The organism is Mesorhizobium sp. M1A.F.Ca.ET.072.01.1.1 (genome assembly GCF_004023325.1).
GTDB lineage: Bacteria > Pseudomonadota > Alphaproteobacteria > Rhizobiales > Rhizobiaceae > Mesorhizobium.
Genome location: NZ_RZSF01000333.1, coordinates 1 through 7242, shown reverse-complemented (window position 1 = coordinate 7242; position 7242 = coordinate 1). Strand labels below are relative to the sequence as shown.

Genomic DNA, 7242 nt, shown 5'->3' with positions numbered 1-7242 from the left:
GTTCGGCATGAATGTCGGCGGGCTCCCGCTGGTCGACACGGCGCTCGGCTTCTGGGTGGTGACGGCGATAGCGGTCGTCGTCGCCGGCATCGTCTACATGGTCGTGCGGCGGCTGGGCCGGGTTTAGCGTCCTATGCGCTTGCGCGCAGATCCTCGACGACCGTACCGGCAGCGCGGACTTCCGCCTCATGGTCCGGCTCGCGCCATGTCTCGGCGAGACCGGCCGCATACCATTCGCGCATGGCAGGCAGATCGAGCAACCGCTTGGGATAAGCAGCGGCAGCGCCCTCGAATGCCAGTCCATAGGACTGTGCCCGGAAAGCGACCGGAGCGAAGAAGGCATCGACCGCGGTGAAGTGGTCTCCGGCAAGGAACGCTCCGCCGAAGCGCGCAAGGCCGTCGTTCCACAAGTCGCCCAGGCGGAAGAGATCGTGCTTCAGCGCAGCGGACATCGATGCCAGCTTGACGCGCACGCCACAGCTCATCGGGCAGTCATTGCGCAGCGCGGTAAAGCTCGAATGCATTTCGGCGGCGGCGGAGCGCGCCCAGGCGCGCGCTTTCGCATCGGCCGGCCAGACGCCTCGATGACGCTCTGCCAGATATTCGACGATCGAGAGCGAATCCCACACCGCCCAGCCATCGTCGACCAGGCAGGGCACGCGGCCATTCGGCGAGAATGACCGGAAGAGGCTGAAACTTGAACCGGTCGGGAACGGCGTCAGCCGCTCCTCGAAGCGAATGTCGAGAGTCCGCATGAGCACCCACGGCCGCAGCGACCAGGACGAATAGTTCTTGTTGCCGATATGAAGCTGATACATTTGCCGCCCTCACCTCGTCGCGGGACCCGCCTGGCGAACCTCGCGCCCTCTGAACATCGACCAGCTGTACATGGCCAGCGCAGTCCAGATAAGGGCGAAAGCTATGGCTTGCGTGCTGCCGAACGGCTCATCGAAGATCAGGACGGCGATCAGGAACACCATGGTCGGCGCGATATATTGCATGATGCCGATGGTGGAGAGGCGCAAAAGCCTGGCGCCGAAGGCAAAGAGCAGAAGCGGCACCGCGGTCACCGGGCCGCAGCCGATCAGCAGTGCGGTGTCGCCGCCGGTGCTGGAGATGAAATGGTCCTCGCCCGTGGCGATCAAGTAGGCGATGTAGCAAAGCGCCGGCACCGACAGCAGCAGTACCTCGAGCAGAAAGCCCTGGCTCGGCCCGATCGGCAGCGTCTTGCGGAAGAAGCCGTAGGCGGCGAAGGAGAAGGCCAATGCCAGCGATACCCAGGGTAATTTGCCGGCCTCGACAGTAAGCACGGTCACCGCAATGGCGGCCAGCGCCACCGCCGCGATCTGCAGCCGGTCGAGCCGTTCGCCGAGGAGAACGGCGCCGACCACCACGCTGACCAGCGGGTTGATATAGTAGCCGAGCGCCGTCTCGACCGTGCGGTCGACTGCGATCGCCCAGACATAGATGCCCCAGTTGACCGAGATGAGCGTCGCCGTCAGCGCCGCCATGGCGAGGCTTTTCGGCGAGCGGATCGCGGACTTGAAGTCGGCGGTGCGGCCGGCCCAAACCAGCACGGCAGCAGCGATCGGCACCGACCAAACGATCCGGTGCGAGATCACCTCGATCAGCGGCAGATGCGCCACCGCTTTCATGTAAAAGGGCAACAGCCCCCAGAGAAAATAGGCGCCGAGCGCCAAAAGGAAGCCGCGGCGGGCCTTGGCATCTTGATCGAGATCGGCTGTTGCGGTGACCATGGCCCAACGCTATGGCCCAGTGGATCGTCCAAGACCATCGCAAAATTCTGATGGGTCAATGGACTTCCGCTGATGGTTCAACCTACTCCGCCGCGACCAGTCCTGCCATCTCGCGGTTCTTCATCAGCTTGTAGATGATCGAATCCATCAGCGCCTGGAAGGAGGCGTCGATGATGTTTTCCGATACGCCGACCGTCCACCAGCGGGCGCCGGTGGAATCGTGCGATTCGATCAGCACTCGGGTGATGGCTTCGGTGCCGCCGTTGAGGATGCGCACCTTGAAGTCGGCGAGCTCGAGGTCGACGATCTCGTTCTGATACTTGCCGAGATCCTTGCGCAGCGCGATGTCGAGCGCGTTGACCGGGCCGTGGCCTTCGGCCACCGACATCTTCTCCTCGCCGTCGACCATCACCTTCACGATCGCCTCGGACACGGTCTTCAGGTTGCCGTTGGCATCGAAGCGGCGCTCGACCATGCAGCGGAACGAGGTGACGTTGAAGAACTCCGGCAGGCCGTGCAGCATCTTGCGGGCCAAAAGCTCGAAGGAGGCGTCGGCGCCCTCATAGGCGTAGCCTTCGGCCTCGCGCTCCTTTACGACGGCGATGAGCGCGTCGAGCCGGCTGTCGTCCTTCGGCACGTCGATACCGCGCCGCTTCAATTCGGCGAGAAAATTGGCCTTGCCGCCCTGGTCGGAGACCATGACGCGGCGGCGGTTGCCCACCGCTTCCGGCGGCACATGCTCGTAAGTCGCCGGCTCTTTGGCCAGCGCCGAGGCATGGATACCCGCCTTGGTGGCGAAGGCGGATGAGCCGACATAGGGCGCCTGAGCTTCCGGCGCGCGGTTGAGCAACTCGTCGAAAGCGCGGGAGAGCCGCGAAATGCCGGTCAGTGCTTCGGCCGAAATGCCTGTCTCGAAGCGATCGGCGAAGGCCGGCTTGAGCGCGAGCGTCGGGATAATTGTGACCAGATTGGCGTTGCCGCAGCGCTCGCCGATGCCGTTCAGCGTGCCCTGGATCTGGCGCACACCGGCCTCGACGGCGGCAAGGGAATTCGCCACCGCCTGGCCGGTGTCATCATGGGCATGAATGCCGAGATGGTCGCCAGGGATGCCGCCTGCGATCACCTTCTCGACGATGGCCCGCACTTCCGAAGGCTGCGTGCCGCCATTAGTGTCGCATAGCACCACCCAGCGCGCCCCGGCATCATAGGCAGTCTTGGCGCAGGCCAGCGCGTAAGCCGGATTGGCCTTGACGCCGTCGAAGAAATGCTCGCAGTCGACCATCGCCTCCTTGCCGGCGGCGGCCGCCGTCTGGACCGAGACTTTTATCGACTCAAGGTTTTCCTCGTTGGTGCAGCCGAGCGCCACGCGCACGTGATAGTCCCAGCTCTTGGCGACGAAGCAGATCGCGTCCGACTTCGACTGCAGCAGCGCCGCCAGCCCCGGATCGTTGGAGGCCGAAAACCCCGCCCGCTTGGTCATGCCGAAGGCGACGAATTTCGCGCTTTCCGTGCGCTTCTGATGGAAGAAGGCGGTGTCGGTCGGGTTGGCACCGGGATAGCCGCCCTCGACATAATCGATGCCGAATTCGTCGAGCAGCTTGGCGATCGCGATCTTGTCCTCGACGGAAAAGTCGATGCCCGGCGTCTGCTGGCCGTCGCGCAGCGTGGTGTCGAAGAGGTAGAGGCGTTGCTTCGTCATGGCTGTAGCTCGAAAAGTCGCGATCCTTCGCGCCGGGGGCGCCGTAGAGCACAAACCTGCATGGTTATTTGCCTGCGTATTTATCCGTCGCCCGGATCAGCCGGTCCAGAATCCCCGGCTCTGAATACGAGTGGCCGGCGCCTTCGATGAGGTGGAAATCCGCCTTCGGCCAGGCCTTGTGCAGCGCCCAGGCATAGCGCGCCGGGCACGGCATGTCGTAGCGGCCGTGGACGATGGTGCCGGGGATGTCCTTCAGCTTCCAGGCATCGCGCAGCAGCTGTCCTTCTTCCAGCCAGCCGGCATGGACGAAATAGTGGTTCTCGATGCGGGCGAAGGCGATGGCATAGTCGTCCTGGCCGAAAGGCGTGCTGGTTTCCGGCTCCGGCAAAAGCGTGATCGTCTCGCCTTCCCACAGACTCCAGGCAAGCGCCGCCTCGACCTTCGCCTTGCGGTCGCTGCCGACCAGCCGCTTGCGGTAGGCGGCCATCATGTCGCCGCGCTCGGCCTCGGGGATCGGCGCCAAAAAACGTTCCCACTTGTCGGGAAACATCTCGGAGACGCCGAACTGATAGTACCATTCGAGCTCGGCGCGGGTCAGCGTATAGATGCCGCGCACGACGAGCTCGCTGACGCGCTCGGGATGCGTTTCGGCATAGGCGAGCGCCAGCGTCGAGCCCCACGAGCCGCCGAACACCAGCCATTTGTCGAAGCCCGCCATCTCGCGCAGGCGTTCGATGTCGGCGACGAGATGCCAGGTGGTGTTGGCTTCCAGCGAGGCGTTGGGCGTCGACTTGCCGCAGCCGCGCTGGTCGAGCAGGATGACGTCGTAGAGTTTCGGGTCGAACAGCCGCCGGTGTTTGGGCGAGATCGTGCCTCCAGGGCCGCCATGCAGGAACACGGCTGGCTTGGCGCCTTTGGTGCCGCAGCGCTCCCAATAGATGGTGTGGCCATCACCGACATCGAGCATGCCTGTTTCGAACGGCTCGATCTCGGGATAGAGCGTGCGCAAGGAGCTGCTGTGGATCGTCATAGTTTCAGTCCCTGCTGCGGCCAGTTGGCCGTCTCGTGATCGGGATGCTGGAAGGAGATGATCTGCTCCTGCCGTCGATAGTAGTCGGGGTCGTCGTGGACCGGCGCCTCGAAGATCTTCTCCACCCAGGGCAGCCGCACCGCGTAGTTGACCTGGATCTGCGGCGCCAGGTCCGAACGATCGTCGAAGGCACCGATGGCGATCTCCAGCCCACCCGGCTGGCGGTAGGTGAGCGGCGTGCCGCAGCGGCGGCAGAAGCCGCGATCGATGTTGACCGAGGACTGGAAATAGCTCGGCTCCTCATGGGTCCATTCGACGCCGTCCTTCGGCACCGTCACCAGGGCGCCGAAGAAATTGCCGAACTGTTTCTGGCACATGCGGCAATGGCAGATGGACGGGCGCCCGAGCTTGCCGTGGACGCGGAAGCGCACGGCGCCGCACTGGCAGCCGCCGGTTCGAATTTCATCGGTCATGGTTTTTCCTCCGGCGGCCATTGGTCCGTGTCGTGATCGGGATGCTGATAGGAGACGAGCTCGGCGAGATAAGGCGCCGACGAAACATCGCCCATCGTCTCCTCGGACGGCAGTTTCGAAACGCCGTCGACATAGGGAAGCTTCGCTTCGACGCCCCACTGGATGGTTGGCGCGATGCCGGCCGGGTCGTCGAAGGCGGCGATCGCCAGCGCCACGCCGTCCGGCGCCTCGAAGGTCAGCGGCGTGCCGCATTCGGCGCAGAAGCCGCGCCATGCCGCGTTAGACGAGCGGAAGCGCTTCGGCCCGCCGCGCGTCCAGTCCAGCCTGGCGCCGCGCACCGAGACCAGCGGCAGATAGAAATTGCCGCTCGCCTTCTGGCACATGCGGCAATGGCAGACCGAGGCATCGCCCAGGGCGCCCTCAACGCGGAAACGCACGGCGCCGCACTGGCACCCGCCCGTATAGACCGGCCGGTTATCAAGGCTCATCGATCCCTCCCATCGAGCTCACTCCGGATCATGGCAGACCGCCTCGACATTGTTGCCGTCGGGATCGAAGACGAAGGCGCCGTAATAATTGGGGTGGTAATGCGGACGCAGCCCCGGCCCGCCATTGTCCTTGCCGCCGGCCGCAAGGGCCGCGGCATGGAAGGCGTCGACCTCGGCGCGGCTGCGCGCGGTGAAGGCGACATGCTGATGGTCCTTCGGCTTCTCCTTGCCCGCGCTCAGCCAGAACACCGGCCGGTCGCGGCCATAGCCGCCGACCTTGGCGCCGCCGGTATATTCCTCCGGCACCATGTAGAGCAGCGAAGCGCCAAGCGGCGCCATCGCCTGGTCGTAGAACGCCTTGGACTTTTCGAAATCGGAAACGCTGATGCCGAGATGATCGATCATGGAACGAGCTCCTGCGTTGCGGTCTCCGGCACTTCGGCGCCGGCCAGGCCGGCCGCAATGACGATGTGCTGGCAGACATTGTCGATATCGCGGATCACGTCGTCGTTCCAGAAGCGCAGCATGGTCCAGCCTAGGCCTTTGAGCTTCGTGGCCCTCGCAGCATCGGATGCAGAAGCGTCGGCACGAGCGTGCTGAGACCCGTCAATCTCAACGATCAGTTTTTTGGTCGGACAAGCAAAGTCGACGATGTAGCCCGCAATTGGCATCTGTCGTCGAAAGGAAAGGCCCATAAGCCTGTGCGCTCTAACTTCATTCCAGAGCTTCAATTCGGCATCGGTCATTTGCTTGCGCATCTTGCGCGCGTTGCCGCGATTGATGGAGGGCACTGGATAATGCGTCATCGCGAGGCACCCCCCTCTGCCCTGCCGGGCATCTCCCCCTCAAGGGGGGAGATTGGCGGTTTCGCCGACGGCGCCCAATCTTCAACGTCGGAGTTTAGCGAAAGCCGGGGTGACGTCCGATCTCCCCCCGTGAGGGGGAGATGTCCGGCAGGACAGAGGGGGGTGCCTGGCGCCAGCCTCTCCATTCCCGTCAAGTGAACAGCCACCCTCACCGCTTGATCTCCCAGGTCGTCACCCGCTGGCCGGTGACCGGATCCTTGCCGTCCTTGAGCTGAACGCCTTGCGCCAGAAGCTCGTCGCGGATGCCGTCGGCCTCAGCCCAATTCTTGTCGGCGATGAACTTCAGGCGCCTGGCGATCGCCTCAGCGATCACGGTTTCGTCCACCTTCGCTGCGCCGACATCGAAACCCAGAAAGACAAGCGCCGCTTTCAGCGAAGCCGCGGCGGCGTTCTCGCCGGCGCCGGTGAACTCCACCGCCTCGCCGGCAAGCTGTGTCAATCGCTGGAAGGCAGCGTAGGTGGCGAGGTCGTCGGACAGCGCTTCCAGCACGTCTGCCGGCTGGTCCCCCGCCGCCGCGGGCGCTAGATCGGCCGCACGCTTCCATTTGCGCAGCGTGTTTTCCGCCTCTTCCAACTTGCGCACGGAAAAGTCGATCGGCTCGCGGTAATGCGTCATTAGCATCGCCAGCCGCAGCACCTCGCCCGGCCACCTCCTGCCGCCGAAAGTCTCGGTCTCCAAGAGCTCATGGATCGAATAGAAATTGCCGAGGCTCTTCGACATTTTCTGGCCCTCGACCTGAAGGAAGCCGTTGTGCATCCAGACATTGGCCATGACCTTGGTGCCGTGGGCGCAGCGCGACTGGGCGATCTCGTTCTCGTGATGCGGGAAGATCAGGTCGAGGCCGCCGCCATGGATGTCGAAGATCTCGCCGAGATAGGCGGCCGACATGGCCGAGCATTCGATGTGCCAGCCCGGACGGCCCCTGCCC

At 64.2% G+C, this 7242-nt stretch carries 8 protein-coding genes and 1 pseudogene; all 9 read right to left on the bottom strand.

From position 1 onward, the window contains the following. Positions 1–131: 131 nt before the first annotated feature. Positions 132–818: a glutathione S-transferase gene (locus tag EOA32_RS30620; protein WP_128373708.1), complete on the bottom strand. Its 687-nt coding sequence runs from the start codon at positions 816–818 to the stop codon at positions 132–134. A gap of 9 nt (positions 819–827) precedes the next feature. Further along, complete coding sequence (gene rarD, locus EOA32_RS30615; protein ID WP_128373707.1) at positions 828–1757, bottom strand: EamA family transporter RarD; 930 nt, start codon at positions 1755–1757, stop codon at positions 828–830. An 82-nt stretch (positions 1758–1839) separates the two neighbouring features. Beyond that, on the bottom strand, positions 1840–3456 hold the full coding sequence (gene cimA, locus EOA32_RS30610) for a citramalate synthase (protein WP_128373706.1): 1617 nt from the start codon (positions 3454–3456) through the stop codon (positions 1840–1842). 64 nt (positions 3457–3520) lie between these two features. Next, entirely contained in the window at positions 3521–4486 is a 966-nt protein-coding gene (gene pip, locus EOA32_RS30605) for a prolyl aminopeptidase (protein WP_128373705.1), read from the bottom strand. Next, positions 4483–4959, bottom strand: a complete 477-nt coding sequence (locus EOA32_RS30600; protein ID WP_095777832.1) for a GFA family protein — start codon at positions 4957–4959, stop codon at positions 4483–4485. Before EOA32_RS30600 ends, pip begins: the two co-directional genes overlap by 4 nt. Further along, complete coding sequence (locus tag EOA32_RS30595) at positions 4956–5447, bottom strand: GFA family protein (protein WP_095829286.1); 492 nt, start codon at positions 5445–5447, stop codon at positions 4956–4958. The genes EOA32_RS30600 and EOA32_RS30595 overlap by 4 nt, the downstream gene beginning before the upstream one ends. Positions 5448–5465: 18 nt before the next feature. Continuing rightward, complete coding sequence (locus EOA32_RS30590) at positions 5466–5852, bottom strand: VOC family protein (protein ID WP_095777834.1); 387 nt, start codon at positions 5850–5852, stop codon at positions 5466–5468. Next, positions 5849–6253: a DUF559 domain-containing protein gene (locus EOA32_RS30585; protein ID WP_128373704.1), complete on the bottom strand. Its 405-nt coding sequence runs from the start codon at positions 6251–6253 to the stop codon at positions 5849–5851. Before EOA32_RS30585 ends, EOA32_RS30590 begins: the two co-directional genes overlap by 4 nt. A gap of 208 nt (positions 6254–6461) precedes the next feature. Further along, a pseudogene (locus EOA32_RS30575) lies at positions 6462–7242 on the bottom strand (cysteine--tRNA ligase); the annotation flags it as partial.